Here is an 18218-nt window from a genome sequence, read left to right on the forward strand (position 1 = left end):
ATAGTTCGCCCGCGGTACCCGTACGATGTGACGGTGACCCCAGAGATTATTGCCACCATTGCGACCTCGGTACTCATCATCATCGGGTGCCTGGGCATCATCATCCCCGTGTTGCCGGGGTCCATCACCGCACTGATCGGTCTGATCATTTGGGCGGTGGTTGTGCAGTCCGTGGAGGGCTGGGTCGTCCTCGCCCTCGGCGGCACATTGCTGCTGGCGGGCATGTCCGCGAGCTTGGTGCTCACCGGGACGCGTTTGAAACGCCGCGCCATCCCCAACCGCACGCTGCTGTTCGGTGTCATAGGTGCCGTGATCGGCATGTTCGTGATTCCCGTGGTGGGCTTGGTGATCGGCTTCATCGTGGGGCTACTGGCGTCTGAAACCGTGCGCAACCGTAACTTCCGCACAGCACTGGACACCTCATGGGTCGCTCTTAAGGCCGCGGGTATCGGCATCATTCTGGAGCTGACCTGCGCGCTACTGGCGGCGAGCGTGTTCATCATCGGGGCCATCGTCTTCTTCGTCACGGCCGCCTGACGTACGCTTCCTGCCCCGGGTGGGCGGTTCCGCCCCACCGCCTCGACCGGCCGGCGCCTCACCGAGCCACTCTTAAACCGCGACGACGCCGCTCCAACCGGAGCGGCGTCGTCGGCGGTTAAAGTCCGGTCATCGGCGCCAGGGCAGACCCAGTACCTTGAGGTCCTGGCCCGGGCGCAGGCCCTCGGCCGGGACCACCATGAGCACGTCAGCGTGAGCCATGCCGGACAGCATGGCGGGGCCCACCGCGGGCTCGGGCAGGACACGGCCCTCCTGGTAATAGGCGGGAATCACGCGCACACTGCCGGTCTGCTCGATCTCGGCGCCGGAGGTGGCCGAACGAGCCTGGGGCAGCGGCTGACCCGTGGCACCGGCGATCAAGGCGTGTCCAACACTCAGTAAGCCCGTGACCGCGGACAACGGACTACCGGGCAGCGCCAGCACCACGGGACCGTCCTCCGGCAACTGCGCCACGATCACGCCGTGCGCGGGTTCTTGGGCCAGACCGTCGATGATCAGGTGAGCGTCCAACTCGGTGAGCGCTTCACGCACGTGATCATCCTCGCCGTGGCCGGTGCCGCCGGTGGTCACGACGATCTCCGCGCGGGCGTCCAGCAGGGAGCCTGCACCCGAAGGCGACTCCGTAAGGGCGGTGAGTACGCCCTGCGCACCGTCTGGAACGCGGCGAACCTGATCCACATTGGCGCCCAGGTCCTGCAAAATGGCCGGAATCTGGGGCCCCAGAACGTCCCGGACTTCACCGGGTCCGGGAATGCCGTCCTCCACGACGTGCGCGAAACCCAGCAGCACGGTGACGCGCGGACGGCGCAGCACCGGGAGCATGTCGTGACCGGCGCTTGCGGCCAGGCCGATGTGAGCGGGATTGAGATGGCAGCCGATCCGCAGCAACTCGTCGCCGTCGGAGATTTCCTGCCCCAGGGCGCGCACGTCCTGATTCTGGATCAGCGACGCAGCCGGAGTGGCATCCTCCAGCATGTCGCCCTCCACGGGCTGGTAGTCCTCCATGTGGTCAACCGGCGCCTGAGTGGGCACCACGTGGCCGCGGTGGTTGGACAGCACGGCCTTGGTGTACACCGGCACGGCCGAACCCACGCTCACCTGCGTGGCCTCACCCGGGCGGAGCTCAACTACCGGCAGGATGCGCTCATCCGGCGGCAGGGTCAGGAGGAGTCGCTCATCGGTCTCGGCGGGCTGGGGAGTGCGGATTCGCCACGGGCCCTCGCCTGCTACGGCCCAGCCATCGATTGCTGCGGACGCGTAGTGGGGGACCGGCATGATCGCGGTGATGGTCTCCGCGAGGGTCTCACCCAGGGCGTCGGTCAGCGGCAGCAACCTGCTGGGCAGCGGTTCGGGGATGCGGTGGGCGATCTCGCGGGCTTCATCCCAGTCAACCCAACGGCGCGTGGGTTCCTGGCCCTCGGTTTCCGGGGGAGTCTGGTCCGCGTCCTGGTTGAAGTGTTCGTGCGTGGTGGGAAGTCCGGGCATGCCATCTCCTCGACGTGTGGATTCAGTGCAGATCGAACCTGGTCACATCTTCCCATGTATCCACGTCCTGGGTGCTGCCCGCCGGAACTGCTACCTCGATCAGACGCAAGTGTTTCCAAAATGACCGGACGGAGCGGTCTCGCGAGGGGTACTCGGAGAAGACGGTGGTGAGCGGTTCGGTCCGGATCATGACGGCCAAGTTCTCGCGGTGGCCGTCGGGCGCCGTTGCGATCAACCCTTGGGTGTCGGACGGCAGGTTTGCCGCGGCGTCGGCGAGTGATTGGACGGCCGCGGCCACGTCGGGCATGTCGCAGGCCAAGACCGCCGTCCATGCCGCGCGGGACGGTTGCCGCGCCAGATGATCCAGGCCCGCGGCAATCGCGGCGGCGGGACCCGAGAACGGTGGATCCTCGCGGGTCCGCAGGGTCGCGGGCGGTACGGCCAGGTCGTCGGGCCCCACGACGACGGCGCACCCAGCCTCGTTCACGGCGCGCACCGTGATCTCCAGCAGACTTTCTGCGCCCCGGCGAAGTCCGGCTTTGGGTGTGCCGCCCAAGCGGGAAGATCTGCCGCCGGCAACGATCACGCTGTCGAAGCGCAGCACCTAGACCGTGGTCTCGGAATCGTTGAGCTCAGCAGGGTCATTCGCGCGGCGTTTCTTGGGCATTCCGGCGATCCGCAGACCGCACTCCACAGCCACCAGCACGAACGCGATGTAGTACAGGATCATGGTCGGGTAGAGCTGCGGGAGGCTCATGCTCATCCCCACCAGCGAGAGGATCAGCAGGATCACGGACCCGATCAGGATGACCAGGTGCACCGTGGCGAAGGCGCCCGGCAACCCCTTGGTCGACAGGTACATGGCCATGAGCGCGAACAGGATGGGGAACAACAGCTGCCCCGCCAGCGTGATGCCGTCACCGTGATAGGGGAACAGGCCCATTGACTGAATCAGGGCGGTGGCGACAAGCAAGATCGGCGCAATCATGGACTTCATGGGGCACCAGTCTAGGTCGGGTACGGCGTGTCGTACGAACCGGGTGTCGTGGTGGGAACGGAGCGGTTTCTTGAGGAGGTGCGGCCCGGTATGGCCCCCTACCGAACAGTAAGGTCCGACCAATTGATGCGCCACCCCAGGTCATCCCACCAGTGCCAACCAAACGGTCGATTAGCGCACGAATATCTGACCATATTCCCAGGTCAGGCCCGGAAAGATGGATTTTTGGTTACTGCCGCGTTAAATCGGCATTTTGAATGTGAATTAGGGGTACGGTGGCTCCATGGCTACCACCGAAACCCCCGCCGGGGTCGATGGCCCGGCGTCGAACGCGTTATTGAAACTCGGGAAATTCTTCTCCCGCTGGGACGAGACGGAGGACGGCCGCGCCGTGTTCCGGGAGGGTGGTCGCGCGGGCGACGCCTTCTACCGCAACCGCTGGAGTCACGACAAAGTTGTCCGTTCCACCCACGGCGTGAACTGCACCGGATCCTGCTCGTGGAAGGTGTACGTCAAGGACGGCATCATCACGTGGGAGGCCCAGGAGACGGACTACCCGTCGGTGGGCCCGGATCGCCCCGAATACGAACCGCGCGGTTGCCCTCGCGGCGCCGCATTCTCCTGGTACACCTATTCACCCACCCGCGTCCGCTACCCGTACGTGCGCGGCGTGCTGTTGGAGATGTATCGCGAGGCCAAGCAGATCCACTCGGATCCGGTGCTCGCGTGGGAGTCCATTGTCAATGACCCCGTCAAGCGTGAGGCCTTCCAGAAGGCCCGCGGTAAGGGCGGACTGGTGCGCTCCAGTTGGCAGGAAGCCGTGGAAATGTCGGCCGCCGCTCACGTGCACACCATCAAGGCGTACGGCCCGGACCGCTGCATCGGGTTCTCGCCGATTCCCGCGATGTCCATGGTTTCGCATGCAGCTGGTGCCCGGTTCATCAACCTCATCGGTGGTGTGATGAACAGCTTCTACGACTGGTACGCAGACCTCCCGGTGGCCTCGCCCCAGGTGTTCGGAGACCAGACGGACGTTCCCGAATCCGGTGACTGGTGGGATGCCACCTACCTCATGATGTGGGGCTCCAACATTCCCGTGACCCGTACCCCGGACGCCCACTGGTTGGCCGAGGTGCGCTACCGAGGCACCAAGGTGGTCTCGGTCAGCCCTGACTACGCGGACAACACCAAGTTCGCGGATGAGTGGCTGCCCGCCCAGGCCGGCACCGACTCGGCCCTGGCAATGGCCATGGGTCATGTGATCCTCAAGGAGAACTTCGTGGACCGCCGCGTCCCGTTCTTCGAGAATTACGTCTCGCAGTACACGGACCTTCCGTTCCTCGTCTCGCTGTCGCGCCGCGAGGACGGCACGGTGGTCGCGGACAAGTTCCTCACCGCCGAGGATCTGGGCAAGGCCGGGGACGACGCCGCTTCGCAGGCTGATCCCGCGTTCAAGACTGTTCTGCTGGACCGGGACACCAATCAGCCGGTGGTTCCCAACGGCTCCATGGGCTTCCGCTACAACGAGCACGACGAGGGCAAGTGGAACCTCGATCTGGAGGGTGTCACGCCGTCGTTGTCGATCGCGGACGCTTCCGGTTACCAAGGTGAGGTGAGCGATCTGGCGCTGCCGGCCTTCACCGACCCCACCGGTGTGGGCTCGGTGATCCGCCGGGGCGTACCCGTGACCGAGATTGCGGGTCGCACCGTCACTACGGTGTTCGACATCATGCTGGCCCAGTACGGCGTGGGCCGCGAGGGTCTGCCGGGGGAGTGGGCCACCGGTTACGACGACGTCGATACCGCTTACACTCCCGCTTGGCAGGAAGAGGTCACCTCCGTCCCTGCCGAGGCCGTGATCCGCACCGCCCGCGAGTTCTCCGCCAACGCGGAGAAGTCCGAGGGCCGGTCGATGATCATCCTGGGCGCCGGTATTTGCCAGTGGTACCACGGTGATGCGACCTACCGCGCCATCCTGGCCATGCTCATGCTGTGCGGCTGCCAGGGCCGAAACGGCGGCGGTTGGGCCCACTACGTGGGCCAGGAAAAGGCGCGCCCCATCACCGGCTGGGCCACCATGGCCTCCGGTAGCGACTGGGTGCGTCCGCCGCGCTTCATGATCGGCACGGCCTTCTGGTACATGCACACCGACCAGTTCCGTTCCGACGGTTACTCATCGGACTCGCTGCAGTCCCCACTCGCGGACGGTCACCTCAAGGGCATGCACACCGCGGACGTGATCGCACAGTCCACCCGCCTGGGCTGGATGCCGTTCTACCCGCAATTCCACGAGAACTCGCTCGATGTGGCCGATGCTGCCACGAGCGCCGTCGAACGCGGTGAGGCCGGCAGCGAACCCGAGTGGATCGCGAGCAAGCTCAAGAACGGCGAACTGAACTTTGCCGTGGAGGACCCGGACGCCCCGGAGAACTGGCCGCGCACGCTGGTGCTGTGGCGCTCCAACCTGTTCGGGTCGTCGGCCAAGGGTGAGGAGTACTTCCTCAAGCACCTGCTGGGAACCCACAACAGCGTGATGGGCGAGGACCACGAGGCCGCCAAACCGCGCGACGTGCGCTGGCACGAGGACGCTCCGGAAGGAAAGTTGGACCTGCTGGTCTCGGCGGACTTCCGTATGACCTCATCCACGCTGCTGTCGGACATCGTGTTCCCGGCGGCCACCTGGTACGAGAAGTACGACCTCTCCTCCACCGATATGCACCCGTTCGTGCACGCGTTCACCCCAGCGATCTCCCCGCCCTGGGAAGCCAAGACGGACTGGAAGCTGTTCCAGCTGCTGGCTGACGAGGTCGCACGGCAGTCCCGTGACCACCTGGGCGTGCGCAAGGACGTTGTGGCCACCGCGCTCACCCACGACACCCCGGGGGAGATCGCCCAACCGGGCGGTCACGCACCGGAATGGAAGGGCACGGACCTTCCCGCTATTCCGGGAAAGAACATGCCCAACCTGAAGATCGTGGAACGCGACTACACCGCCATCGGTGACAAGTTCGTGGCACTCGGCCCGTTGGCCGACAAGCTGGGGCTGACCACCAAGAACGTCACTTTCGATGTCAAGCACCAGGTGGACCAGCTGGGTCGCCTGCACGGTGTGTTCGATTCGGGCGCCGCGGAGGGACGTCCCGCGCTGGATACCGATCAGCGCATGGCCGAGGCCATCCTGATGCTGTCCGGCACCACCAACGGCGAGCTGGCCACGCAGGGCTTCGAAACGCTCGAGAAGCGCGTGGGTAAGGAACTCTCCGATTTGGCGCGCGGCTCGGAAGAAAAGCGCATCACGTTCAAGGACACCCAGCAGGCACCCGTCCCGGTGATCACCTCACCGGAGTGGTCCGGTTCGGAAACCGGAGGCCGCCGGTACGCACCGTTCACGGTGAACATCGAGCGGCTCAAGCCGTTCCACACCCTGAGTGGCCGCATGCACTTCTTCCTGGATCACGACTGGCTCAAGGACATGGGCGAGATGTTGCCCACCTACCGGCCACCGCTGGACATGCACCGGCTGTTCGGGGAGCCCAAGCTCGGTGAGAAGGGTGAGCTGTCCATCGCGGTCCGCTACCTGACCCCGCACAACAAGTGGTCGATCCACTCGGAGTACCAGGACAACCTGTTCATGTTGTCGCTGTCCCGCGGTGGCACCTCGGTGTGGATGTCCCCGCAGGACGCCACGGCCATCGAGGTCTCCGACAACGACTGGGTCGAGTGCGTGAACACCAACGGCGTGTTCGTCGGACGCGCAGTGGTCTCCCACCGCATGCCCGAAGGGGTGGTGTACGTGCACCACGCACAGGAACGCACCATTGACGTTCCCAAGTCCGAGGCCACGGGTAAACGCGGCGGCATTCACAACTCCGTCACGCGAATCCTGGTCAAACCCACCCACATGATCGGCGGCTACGCCCATCTGTCCTGGGCCTTCAACTACATGGGCCCCACCGGAAACCAGCGAGACATCGTCTCCGTTGTCCGCAAGCGCTCGCAGGAGGTTCAGTACTGATGCGTGTCATGGCTCAAGTCGCCATGGTGATGACTCTCGACAAGTGCATCGGGTGTCACACCTGTTCGGTGACGTGTAAACAAGCATGGACCAACCGTGCCGGTACCGAGTACGTGTGGTTCAACAACGTGGAGACCCGCCCGGGTCAGGGGTACCCGCGCCGTTACGAGGACCAAGAAACCTGGAAGGGTGGCTGGGAACTCAACAAGCGCGGCAACCTCAAGTTGAAGTCCGGCGGCAAGCTCAAAAAGCTCGCCCAGTTGTTCGCTTCCCCGGTTCAGCCGGAGTTGAAGGACTACTACGAGCCTTGGACCTACGATTACGAGAACCTGGTCAACGCACCCGCCGGTGATGACTTCCCGGTGGCTCGCCCCAAGTCCCTGATCACGGGTGAGGACACCAAGGTCGAATGGTCGGCCAACTGGGACGACGATCTCGGCGGCGCCACGGAAATGGGTCACCTGGATCCGATCATCCAGAAGCTTCACAAGGAAGCCAACGACCGGATCAAGTTCGAGTTCGAACAGACCTTCATGTTCTACCTGCCGCGGTTGTGCGAGCACTGCTTGAACCCGTCCTGCATGGCGGCCTGCCCATCCGGCGCCATTTACAAGCGCGCCGAGGACGGCATTGTGCTGGTGGACCAGGACCAGTGCCGCGGCTGGCGTCAGTGCGTGACGGGCTGCCCGTACAAGAAGATCTACTACAACCACAAGTCCGGTAAAGCCGAGAAATGCACGTTCTGCTACCCCCGTATCGAAGTGGGTATCCCCACCGTGTGCGCGGAGACGTGCGTGGGCCGCATGCGTTACATCGGCATCTTCCTGTACGACGCCGATAAGGTCACCCAGGCCGCCGCGACCCCCAACGAGCAGGATCTGTACGAGGCCCAGTTGGACCTCATGCTCGATCCCAACGACCCCGAGGTCGTTGCCGCCGCTCGTCAGGAGGGCATCCCGGAGGACTGGCTCGACGCCGCTCGCAAGTCACCGGTGTACGCGCTGGCCAAGACACTGCGCGTGGCGCTGCCGCTGCACCCCGAGTACCGCACCATGCCCATGGTCTGGTACGTGCCGCCGCTGTCTCCCATCGTGGATCTGCTCAAGGAACAGGGCCACGACGGCGAGGACCCGGAGAACTTGTTCGGTGCCATCGAGAGTCTGCGCATCCCGGTGGAGTACCTCGCCGAGCTGTTCACCGCCGGTGACACCGAGCTCGTGACCAACGTGCTGCGCAAGCTGGCCGCGATGCGCGCCTACATGCGCAACATCACCCTGGGTGACGAACCTGACGAGTCCATTGCGGAGGCCGTGGGCATGACCGGTTCCGAAATCCAGCAGATGTACCGTCTCATGGCGATCGCCAAGTACGACGAGCGCTACGTGATTCCCGCGGCCCACGTGGAGGACGCCCACAACCTGGAAGAGATCGGATGCTCGCTGGATGTGGACGGCGGGCCCGGCATGGGTCAGACCGGTGTGTTCGGTGAGGCCTCGGGCCGCCCGATGCCGGTGGCCGTGGAGAACTTCCAGGCGCTGCGCTCGCGCCAAATGGGGGATGACCCCACGGGTAACGAGCAACTGGCCGGGCGCGTGAACCTGCTCAACTGGGACGGCAACGGCAGCCCGGACGGGTTGTTCCCCGCCCGGAATCAGGAGGACGCGGCGACTATGTCGACCACCGCGGAGAACTCGGGTTCTCGTCCTGATCAGGGCACCGCCGGTGCCAGCGGGGGGCGATGATGGGTCTGCTCTCCACCCTGCTGGGTAAGGCCGCCAAAGGCACCGTGGATGTTCCCGAGTACCGGGACCGTCATCCGCAACGCTCGGCGGTCATCCGCCAGGCTGCGGCGGTGCTTCTGGGCTATCCGGACCGGGAACTCATCGACCAGCTACCCGTGCTCGAGGACGCCCTGACCGAGGTCGGGGTGGCCCCGAGCGCCGTCGAACCCCTGACCCGCTGGCTGCGCGAGGGTGACCTGCGGGAAATCCAAGGCGACTACGTCCAGGAATACGACCTCTCGCGCCGTCACAGCCTGCACCTGACCTATTGGACGGACGGTGACACGCGCCGTCGAGGTGAGGCGTTATCAGCGTTCAAGCAGGTCTACCGCGCGCACGGTTGCGTGTTCGGGGACGAAGAACTGCCGGACCACCTGCCCGTCGTGTTGGAGTTCGCGGCGCGCGTCTCCCCGGAAGACGGGTTCGAGCTGCTGCAGCGTTACCGACCCTCGCTCGAGCTACTGCGACTGGCGCTGCTGCGTGACAATTTGCCCCACGCGTGCGTGGTGGAACTGGTGTGCTCAACGCTGCCCGGACCGTCCCCGGAGGACGAGTCAGCGGTGGCGCGTATGGCGGGTTACGGTCCGCCCACCGAATCCGTGGGTCTGGATGCCTATGACCCCCGACTCCTGCCCATGACCGGAGGTAACCAGTGAACGTTCTCGACTCTCTTCTGTGGGGAGTGCTGCCCTACGTGGTGATGGCGGTACTCATTGGCGGGGTGATTTGGCGCTACAAGTACGACCAGTTCGGTTGGACCACCCGTTCGTCCCAGCTCTACGAATCCCGACTGCTGAGGATTGCCTCACCGCTGTTCCACTTCGGCATTCTGGCGGTGCTCGTCGGACACATCGTGGGCCTGGTGATTCCCAAATCCTGGACCGAGGCCGTGGGCATGTCCGAGCACGCGTATCACTTCCTGGCGCTGTCCATCGGCACGGTGGCCGGTGTGGGAACGCTCGTGGGCATTGTCATGCTGATCGTTCGCCGACGCCGCACCGGCCCGGTCTTCATGGCCACGACCGGTAACGACAAATTCATGTACGTGATGCTGCTGGGAGCGATTCTGGCTGGCCTGGCCACCACCGTGCTGGCCGTCTTCGACCCGAACACCGTGGACTACCGCGAGACCGTGTCCCCGTGGTTCCGTTCGCTGTGGATCCTGCAGCCGGATGTTGGGGCCATGGCAGCGGCGTCCACCTCGTTCCACATCCACGTGCTGTGGGGCATGGCGCTGTTCGCGATCTGGCCCTTCACCCGCCTGGTGCACGCGTTCACCGCACCGCTGCACTACCTGTTCCGCCCGTACATCGTGTACCGCACGCGCGGTTCCAGCCCCCGCACCGGTTCCGCTCCGGTGCGCCGCGGTTGGGAGCCGATCGGTACGCACGACCGCGACAGCGGACGACGCCGCACCCGGCCTCCCCGCGAACACTCCGGTTCCACGCGCGTCAAGTAAACGGCTCTCCGCTCGGAAGGCGTTCCCGCGAGAACGCCTTCCGAGCCAGGCCCACCAGCTCGTAGCTTTCGCAGACCTCGCAGAAGGAGTGTCATGTCCTCCGTTCAAGCCGCCTCAGCGGCACCGAACCTGAAACAGGGTCAACTCAAGAATCTCGTCCTGGCCACCCTGGCGTCCACGGTGGGCTTCTGGGCGTGGACCATCGTGGGGCCGCTGTCCAAACGCTATGCGGGTGAAATGTCGCTGACCCCGGGGCAGACGGCCATTCTCGTGGCCATGCCCATCTTTGTGGGCTCGATCGCCCGCGTTCCGGTGGGTGCACTCACCGATAAGTACGGTGGGCGACTCATGTTCACCGTGATTCTGGGCATCACCGCCCCGCTCGTGTTGCTCACGGGCCTGGTGGGTCAGCTCAACAACTTCCCGCTGCTCGTGGTGGTGGCGTTCTTCCTGGGTATTGCCGGCACGGTGTTCGCGATCGGCATCCCGTTCTGCTCCGCCTGGTACGAATCCAATCGCAAGGGCTTCGCGACCGGTGTGTTCGGCGCCGGCATGGTGGGTACCGCGGTGTCCGCGTTCTTCACCCCGCGCCTCGTTGAGGCCACCGGGTACATGGCCACTCACATCATCATTGCCGCGATCGTGGCCGTCAGTGCCCTGCTGTGCTGGTTGATGCTGCGTGATTCCCCGGCGCGTGCCGGGCGCAAGGTCGAGCCTATGATGCCCAAGCTCAAGCACGCCTTCACCCTCAAGGTCACGTGGCAGCTGTGCTTCCTCTACGCAGTGGTCTTCGGAGCTTTCGTGGCCTTCTCCAACTACCTCCCGACCTACCTGGCCAACGTGTACGAGTACGACCCCACCGGGGCCGGCACCCGCACCGCCGGGTTCGCGCTGGCCGCCGTGATCGCCCGCCCCATTGGCGGCACGCTCGCGGATAAGTTCGGACCCAAGATCGTCACTCTGACCTCGTTCGGCGGCACCATCGTGCTGGCCATGTTCGTGGCTTTCCAGCCGGACGCCGAGCACGTCTACGGCCCGCTGTTCCTGGCCATGGCCGTGTTCTTGGGCCTGGGCACCGGCGGTGTGTTCGGATGGGTGGGCCGCGCGGCTCCCGCCAAGGACGTGGGCACCATTGGTGGCATCATTGCCGCCGCCGGTGGCCTGGGCGGTTACTTCCCGCCCCTGGTCATGGGCGCCACCTACAACCCGGACAACCGCTCGTACTTCGTGGGACTCACGTTGCTGGCTGTGTTCGCCGCGGTGGCTTTCCTACTGGCCCTCGTGGTGCGCAACGGCGGCAAGACCAACGAGAACGACAAGCCGGTCGAGCAGACGCCGGCCAAGTAACCGTCGCATTCGTTCCGCCGCGCTTCACCTACGAAGATGCACGAAAGGACGACGGCGGGTTTTCACCACGGCGCGCGATCGACGACGGCGCTCCACACCACACGGCGCGAGCGGGCACCCAGCCCGCTCGCGCCGTCGTCGTCGTTAGTGAATCCCGCCCGCTCAGCCGAGGCGCGGATCCTGGCCGTACTGTTCGGGAACGCCCAGGTGATCGCGGAGCGTAGTTCCCTCGTAGTCGGAGTGGTAAAGGCCGCGCTCCTGGAGGATGGGCACCACTTCATCCACGAAGGTATCGATGCCGTCCTCGTAGACATCGATGGACACCCAGAACCCGTCCGCGGCACCGGCCTCGAACCATTCCTGAAGGTGGTCCGCGGTGTCTTCTGCAGTACCCACGGGGGTGGGGTGGTAGTCGATCACTCCGTGGGCCAGGATGTCCCGGATGCTCCACCCTTCCTGAGCCACCTCGTACGCCCGCTGTGACCGGGGATCGAACGGGCTGGGACGGGCGGCTTCCAACTGTTCCCCCGTCAGGGGTTGGTTCAGCTGGGACACGTCCAGTGACAGACCGAGCATCGCACCCAGGTAAGGAACGCGGGCGGGGAAGACCTCGCGGCCCAGCGCCACACGGCGATCCAGGGCCTCCCGTTTGCTCCCCGCGATGGCGGGCATGACCCCGGCGAAGTACTTGATCTCATCGGGATCGCGGCCAGCATCCACGGCGGCCTTCCGGACGGCATTCCGCTGAGCCTTGGCATCCTCAATGGTGAACGTGGCACCGATGACGGCGTTGGCGTAGCGGCCCGCAAGCCCCAGTCCGTAGTCGCCGCCGCCCGCCTGGAAGACCACCGGCTGGCCCTGCTCGGACGGCGGAATCGGCAGCGGTCCCCGTGAGGCCACGTGCCGTCCCTGCAGATTGATCGGCTGGATCTTGTCCGGGTCCGCGAATTGGCCGGTCTGCTGGTCCTTGATCCAGGCGTCCTTTTCCCAGCTGCCCCACAGTGCCTGGGCAATCTGAATGGTTTCGTGCGCGCGTTCGTACCGTTCGGGTCGGGCGTCGATCTCCTGACCGTAGTTGGCGGCCACCAGAGGATCACTGGTCGTCACAGCGTTCCACCCGGCGCGACCGTGGCTCATGACATCCAAGGTCTTGAACTGGCGGGCCGTGTTGTACGGCTCGTTGAAGGTCGTGGAGCCGGTCGCTACCAGGCCGATGCGCTCGGTACCGCGGGCAATCGCGGCCAAAGTCATCAGGGGGTCCAACGTGAGCATGGGAGCTTCTTGTTCGGGGGCCTTGCTCATCCCGGCGAAATCGGGCAGGAACAAGAACGCGAACTTTCCACGTTCGGCGGCTTGGGCGTATCGAACGTGAGCGTCGAAGTTGGCGTAGTTGGCGGCGTCGACCCCCGGTGCTTTCCATGCCATCGGTTGGGATCCGTAGCCGTTGCCCAGCTGCATTCCGAGGATCATGGTGCGCTTGCTCATGGCAGTCCTTTGCGAGATATTAGGAGACACTCTCCGGTTTGAAAACCAAAATACGGAGAGAGTCTCCGTTAATCAACCGACAAGGTGGTTCCCCTCATGACTTCAGCCGTGGGCGGAGGCCCCTCATCAGCGCACCCCTCTCGGAACACGCGCCCCACCCGCACCGATGCCCGGCGCAACCGGGCGCACATCCTGGATGTGGCCGAACAGGTCTTCGCTTCGGAGGGCTTGGAAGTTTCCATGGACGCCATCGCCAAGCGGGCGGGAGTGGGCGCGGGGACGCTCTACCGTCATTTCCCCAACAGAGATGCGTTGGTCGCGGGAGTCCTTGAAGGACGTCAGCCGGATCTGTCCGCCGAGGCAGCCGCTATCGAGAAGGAGTCCGGCGACTCCGGTGCCGCGCTCGAGCGCTGGCTCGATGCCGTGAGCCGGTGGATGAGGGCCTACGAGGGCCTGCCCGAACCCCTGCGGACCGCATTGGGCGAGCAGGATTCCCCGCTGCGCCTCACGTGCCAAGAGGTCATCGACACGACCGGAGCGTTCTTGGAGGCGGCCCAGGGCGACGGCCATGCGCGCGAGGGCCTCACCGGGAGGAACCTGTATCTCGCAACCCTGTCCATGGCATGGGCGCTGGGCGCCCCGTCCGCGGACGGTTCGACCCGAGAGGAACTGAACGATCTGCTCCGGTCCGGTTGGCGGACCGATCTGTAGGTCGAGCGCTGCCCGTGGCCATTTCATCCCGGTTTACTGCAAGGTAGCCCGCCCTACTGTGCAGTAAGGCGGCCACACATGATGCGCGACCTTCGCATGACTCGGGGCCCCTGGGGGCGCGGGTTCTCAGTCCGCCGCGCGCTGATCCAGCATCCGCTGCACGATCTGCAGGCACTCTTCGGGGGAGTAGTTCAGGTCTCCCGCCGCGCGGTCCAGGTACTCGGCGGCAGCGCGGCACGCCGCAGCGTGCCGGTCGTCGGAGGACTGCGCGATGAAAGTGCCCTTGCGGCCGCGGGTTTCGATCACACCGCTGGCCTCCATGGTGCGGTAGGCCTTGGCCACGGTTCCGGCGGCCAGGCCCAATTCGGTGGCCAGGGCACGCACCGGAGGAATCCGGTCGCCGGCCTCCAACGATCCGGAAGCGATTCCGTTCGTGACGCACTGGACCAGCTGCTCGTACACGGGGACCGGGGACGTGGTGTCCACGGCGAACGTTGCCTGGGTGGTGGACATGATGGGACCCCTTCGAACGGTTAAATGAGGCGCGTGTTACTAAACATGATACAAATCCGGTCACGGCCCTGCGGGTGGACGCGGCCAAGCCCCCAAGACACGTAGGCTTATTACTGTGTTTGATCAGTCGATGTTGCCGATCCCGCAGGCCCCTCGACCCGTTGCCGGGCAGGTGGCGGAGTTCGTCCGCCACAGCCTGAACAGGGCGGGGGAACTGACACGTGAGCTTCCCCTGCCGGGTCAGGGAGATACGCGCGAGCTCTGGGCCGCCTTGAGCCACTTGGGGCGGCAGGATCTCGCCCACGCACGCATCATTGAACCGCACCTGGATGCCGTGGCCATCATCGATCAGGCCGGTCGCGGCGACCTCCTGACCGATGGAGACACCTGGGCGGTGTGGGCAGCGGAAGGCCCCGGAACGCCACTGACCGCATCACTTTCCGCGACCGGCTGGACACTGACCGGCACCAAGCCGTGGTGCTCGCTGGCGGACTTCGTGAGCCGCGCCGTGGCGACCGCGCACGTCACGGACGAGTCGGGTGAGCGCACCGGTCACCGCCGTGCGTTCGTGATTTCGACGGATCACCCCGGATTCCAGCCCGAGCCCCTCGACACGTGGGTTTCTCAGGGGCTCTCGGACGTCCCCACTACCGCGGTGAACTTCCGCTCGGTGCCCGCCGAACCGCTCGGCGAGGACGAGTGGTACCTGACCCGCCCCGGGTTCGCCTGGGGCGGCATGGGTGTGGCCGCGATCTGGTTGGGCGGGGCGCAATCCGTGGCGGACCTCCTGTGGCAGCGCTCCAAGAAACCGCGCAAGCCCCTCGACGACGCCGCCCGCGCCCACCTCGGTCGCGTGGACCTGGCCCTGACCGCGGCCTCGGCCGTGCTCGATCGGGCCGCGAGCGCCGTCGACCGTGGTGAGGCAACGGGGGAGCGAGGCGCGCTGTGGGCGTTGCGCGTTCGTAGAACGGTTGCGGAAGCCGCGGAAACGGTGCTCCGAGAAGTCTCACGGGCCACCGGACCGGGGCCGCTGACCGGGGACGCCGCGCACATCCGCCGGGTCTCCTCGTTGCAGGTGTACATCCGCCAGGACCACGCCGAACGGGACAACGCGGCACTGGGAGAACTGCTGCTGACCGCAGAACCCGTGGGTGACACGACTCAGGAGGGAACACCGTGGTGACCTTCGATCACCGGGATCCTGGAACTCCGGAGCAGGAATGGGCCGACAGTAAGGCCCTGCGTGTAGTTCCCGAGCTGGACTTGGAGGGCGTGGACCGCGCCGTCGTCTTCGCCGCGCACCCGGATGACGAGACCCTGGGCGCGGGCGGCACCGTGCACCGACTGATCCAAAACGGTGCGGCCGTACGCGTCATCGTGGCCACGCTGGGGGAGAAGTCCCACCCGGATTCCCCCACGCACACCCAGGAATCGCTGTCACGCGTGCGCCACCAGGAAATGGCGGAAGCGGTCGGTGCCATCACCGCCGGCTGTGTCACCCCCGAGTACCTCGCGCTACCCGACGGCGGGCTCACGGCCGAGGCGCTCGCGGGCCCCATCAACGACGCCGTGGCCTGGGCGGCTCACGGGAACCAGCCCCTGGCCGTGGTCACGTGGGTCAAGGACGGTCACCCGGATCACGAGGTCCTCGCGGAACAGGTTCGGCAGACCGCCGGTGCGGCCGCCGTTCGCTGCGTTCAGTACCCCATTTGGTGGTGGCACTGGGGCACCCCGAACAAACTGCCGCGCGGGCTGGTGCATGTAACGCTCTCTGACGAGGACCGGGACGCCAAACAACAGGCGCTGGAACATCACGCGTCCCAGGTGCGCCCGCTCTCGGACCAGCCTGGGGACGAGGTGCTGCTCGGGCCGCACATCCTGGAACATTTTGAACGGGACCGCGAATACTTCATCCTGGCCGCACCCCATCAGACTCCGGTCTTCAACCGTGTCCACACCGAATCCGAGGACCCGTGGAACGTGGACAGCTCCCGCTACGAGCACCGGAAACGCGATGTGCTCACCGCCAGCCTCCCGCGGGAGTTGTACCCCCGCGCCCTGGACATCGGCTGCTCCACCGGTGCGCTCACCGCGCAGTTGGCCGCGCGTGTTGACGTGATGACGGCGGTGGATGCGAGCGACGTCGCCCTGGACAAGGCCCGCGCGCGCCTCGCCGAGCGGGGTCTCAAGAACGTGCAATTGCGCAACGCGGTGCTGCCCGAGCAATGGGATCCGGAGTGGACCGGTCTGGACCTGATCGTGGTGAGCGAGGTGGGCTACTTCTGCTCGCCCGAACAGTGGAAAGAGCTGCTGACACTGTGCACCAAGGCGCTGTCACCGGACGGCCACCTGGTGTTGTGCCACTGGCGCCACCCCATCAAGGATTGGCCGTTGGACGGGGACGACGTGCACCGTGAGGCCCGGCGGCGGCGCACCCTGACCCGGTTGGTGGAGCACCGCGAGGCGGACTTCGAGATCGACATCTACACACGCACTCGGCGCGGCCGCGCATGAGTCCACGGATCGCGGTGGTGATTCCCGCCTGCAATGAGGAAGAACGCGTGGCCAGGTGCATCGAGTCGGTCGCGGGGGCCGCTCGGACGCTCGTGCGTGCCGAACCGGAGACCACCGTTGACGTAATCCTGGCCGCTGACAGCTGCACCGACCGCACGGTGGCGGCCACCCGGGAGGCCTGGGCTGCGCCGTCGTCACGGGGCCTGGAACAGTGGGCGGACCTGACCGTTCTGGAGGGTGACTGGGCGAGCGCCGGCGGAGCGCGACAAGCCGCCGCAAACCATGCGCTGCGCCTCGGGGCGGACTGGATCGCGTCCACGGACGCGGACACTGCGGTACCGCAGAACTGGCTCAGTTATCAGGTTGAACGCTCGCTGGCCGGTGTGGATGCTGTGCTCGGTACCGTGGAACCGGACCCCGCCGACTGCCCCGAACAGGTGTTCCGACTGTGGCACCTGGAGCACGATCTGACCGAGGGGCACCCTTATATCCATGCCGCGAACATGGGGGTGCGAGCAGGCGCGTTCCAAGCGGCCGGTGGCTTCCCGAACGTGGAATGCAGCGAGGACGAGGCGGTGGTCGGTGCGCTTCGCGCGCACGGCGCTCGCGTCGAGTCCACGGACCGCATTCGGGCCATCACCTCCGGGCGGTTGCGGGGCCGGGCCGCCCTGGGCTTTGCCTATCACTTGCGCAACCTGGCGGCTCAGGACGGCACCCGTGACGCACTTGAGCGCGGACCGGTGGAGGGCTTCGCCGATCGCTGAAGTCCTTGCGGTGGCGGGGCGGGCAGCGCCTAGGGTTGAAACCAGTTAGTCGCAGAACCCATCGCAGAAAGAGGTTTTCATGAGCGAGACCAGCATCAGCGCCAGCCGGGTCATCGACGCCCCGGCAGAGGACATCTTCGAAGTACTCTCCCTGCCCGCCAAGCACCCGCAGGTGGATGGATCGGGCACCGTGGTGTCCGGCACGGACCAGCGCATCCAGCAGACCGGGGACGTGTTCGTCATGAACATGAACGCGGAAGCCATGGGCGGTGACTACAAAATGGAGAACCACGTCACCGGCTTCGATCCCAACAAGCTGATCGCGTGGAAGCCCTGCCAGGAGGGCACCCCCATCGAGCACAACGGTTGGGAGTGGATGTACGAACTCCAGCCGCAGGGACCGGATTCCACCCAGGTCACGCTGACCTACTCCTGGTCGGACGTGCACCACAAGCTGCTCAAGAAGCTGAGCTTCCCGGTGTTCCCGGAGTCCGTACTCGAGGAATCCCTGGAGAACCTCGCCGCTGCGGTGAGCGACAAGTAAAGCTCCACTTCCGCAGTTCCTGAGACGAGATGACGACGCCGCTCG

16 protein-coding genes are annotated in these 18218 nt (G+C 65.7%); 11 read left to right on the plus strand and 5 right to left on the minus strand.

Annotated features, from left to right (window positions below; all coding sequences use genetic code 11):
* The first annotated feature begins 33 nt into the window (after positions 1-33).
* Positions 34-537, plus strand: coding sequence for a DUF456 domain-containing protein (locus ABD283_RS03585; RefSeq protein ID WP_344223650.1), 504 nt, complete (start codon positions 34-36; stop codon positions 535-537).
* A 129-nt stretch (positions 538-666) separates the two neighbouring features.
* On the opposite strand, the gene ABD283_RS03590 is transcribed toward ABD283_RS03585, so the two are convergent.
* The 3 genes from ABD283_RS03590 to ABD283_RS03600 are packed head-to-tail and all read right to left on the minus strand — an operon-like array spanning position 667 to position 3040.
* Complete coding sequence (locus ABD283_RS03590; RefSeq protein WP_344223651.1) at positions 667-2043, minus strand: molybdopterin molybdotransferase MoeA; 1377 nt, start codon at positions 2041-2043, stop codon at positions 667-669.
* Between the two features lie 22 nt (positions 2044-2065).
* Complete coding sequence (mobA, locus tag ABD283_RS03595) at positions 2066-2647, minus strand: molybdenum cofactor guanylyltransferase (protein ID WP_344223652.1); 582 nt, start codon at positions 2645-2647, stop codon at positions 2066-2068.
* Complete coding sequence (locus ABD283_RS03600; RefSeq protein ID WP_344223653.1) at positions 2648-3040, minus strand: hypothetical protein; 393 nt, start codon at positions 3038-3040, stop codon at positions 2648-2650.
* A 283-nt stretch (positions 3041-3323) separates the two neighbouring features.
* Here ABD283_RS03600 and ABD283_RS03605 point away from each other — a divergent pair, with 283 nt between their 5' ends.
* The 5 genes from ABD283_RS03605 (at position 3324) to ABD283_RS03625 (ending at position 11642) form a co-directional block, all read left to right on the plus strand.
* Positions 3324-7055, plus strand: a complete 3732-nt coding sequence (locus tag ABD283_RS03605) for a nitrate reductase subunit alpha (RefSeq protein ID WP_344223654.1) — start codon at positions 3324-3326, stop codon at positions 7053-7055.
* On the plus strand, positions 7055-8797 hold the full coding sequence (narH, locus tag ABD283_RS03610) for a nitrate reductase subunit beta (protein WP_344223655.1): 1743 nt from the start codon (positions 7055-7057) through the stop codon (positions 8795-8797). The genes ABD283_RS03605 and narH overlap by 1 nt, the downstream gene beginning before the upstream one ends.
* The gene (gene narJ / locus ABD283_RS03615; RefSeq protein ID WP_344223724.1) at positions 8797-9492 is read left to right on the plus strand and encodes a nitrate reductase molybdenum cofactor assembly chaperone; all 696 of its coding nucleotides are present in this window, start codon (positions 8797-8799) and stop codon (positions 9490-9492) included. The genes narH and narJ overlap by 1 nt, the downstream gene beginning before the upstream one ends.
* Positions 9489-10295, plus strand: a complete 807-nt coding sequence (gene narI / locus ABD283_RS03620) for a respiratory nitrate reductase subunit gamma (protein ID WP_344223656.1) — start codon at positions 9489-9491, stop codon at positions 10293-10295. The genes narJ and narI overlap by 4 nt, the downstream gene beginning before the upstream one ends.
* 93 nt (positions 10296-10388) lie before the next feature.
* Positions 10389-11642, plus strand: coding sequence for an MFS transporter (locus ABD283_RS03625; RefSeq protein ID WP_344223657.1), 1254 nt, complete (start codon positions 10389-10391; stop codon positions 11640-11642).
* A gap of 162 nt (positions 11643-11804) precedes the next feature.
* Here the strand turns inward: ABD283_RS03625 and ABD283_RS03630 are convergent, their stop codons facing one another.
* On the minus strand, positions 11805-13127 hold the full coding sequence (locus ABD283_RS03630; RefSeq protein ID WP_344223658.1) for an NtaA/DmoA family FMN-dependent monooxygenase: 1323 nt from the start codon (positions 13125-13127) through the stop codon (positions 11805-11807).
* A 96-nt stretch (positions 13128-13223) separates the two neighbouring features.
* Here ABD283_RS03630 and ABD283_RS03635 point away from each other — a divergent pair, with 96 nt between their 5' ends.
* Entirely contained in the window at positions 13224-13838 is a 615-nt protein-coding gene (locus ABD283_RS03635; protein ID WP_344223659.1) for a TetR/AcrR family transcriptional regulator, read from the plus strand.
* 126 nt (positions 13839-13964) lie between these two features.
* Here ABD283_RS03635 and ABD283_RS03640 read toward each other — a convergent pair whose 3' ends face one another.
* The gene (locus ABD283_RS03640) at positions 13965-14351 is read right to left on the minus strand and encodes a GntR family transcriptional regulator (protein WP_344223660.1); all 387 of its coding nucleotides are present in this window, start codon (positions 14349-14351) and stop codon (positions 13965-13967) included.
* Positions 14352-14466: 115 nt separating this feature from the next.
* Between ABD283_RS03640 and ABD283_RS03645 the strand changes: the two genes are divergently transcribed.
* The 4 genes from ABD283_RS03645 to ABD283_RS03660 all read left to right on the plus strand — a co-directional run bounded on the left by ABD283_RS03645 (position 14467) and on the right by ABD283_RS03660 (position 18173).
* Positions 14467-15534 (plus strand): acyl-CoA dehydrogenase family protein, encoded by a 1068-nt coding sequence (locus ABD283_RS03645; protein ID WP_344223661.1) that lies wholly within the window; start codon positions 14467-14469, stop codon positions 15532-15534.
* On the plus strand, positions 15528-16865 hold the full coding sequence (locus tag ABD283_RS03650) for a PIG-L family deacetylase (protein WP_344223663.1): 1338 nt from the start codon (positions 15528-15530) through the stop codon (positions 16863-16865). The genes ABD283_RS03645 and ABD283_RS03650 overlap by 7 nt, the downstream gene beginning before the upstream one ends.
* Positions 16862-17629 (plus strand): glycosyltransferase family 2 protein, encoded by a 768-nt coding sequence (locus tag ABD283_RS03655; RefSeq protein WP_344223665.1) that lies wholly within the window; start codon positions 16862-16864, stop codon positions 17627-17629. The genes ABD283_RS03650 and ABD283_RS03655 overlap by 4 nt, the downstream gene beginning before the upstream one ends.
* A gap of 79 nt (positions 17630-17708) precedes the next feature.
* Positions 17709-18173, plus strand: coding sequence for an SRPBCC family protein (locus ABD283_RS03660; RefSeq protein ID WP_344223667.1), 465 nt, complete (start codon positions 17709-17711; stop codon positions 18171-18173).
* Positions 18174-18218: the final 45 nt, after the last annotated feature.

The sequence above is a fragment of the Kocuria atrinae genome, from assembly GCF_039531425.1.
Classification (GTDB): domain Bacteria; phylum Actinomycetota; class Actinomycetes; order Actinomycetales; family Micrococcaceae; genus Kocuria; species Kocuria atrinae.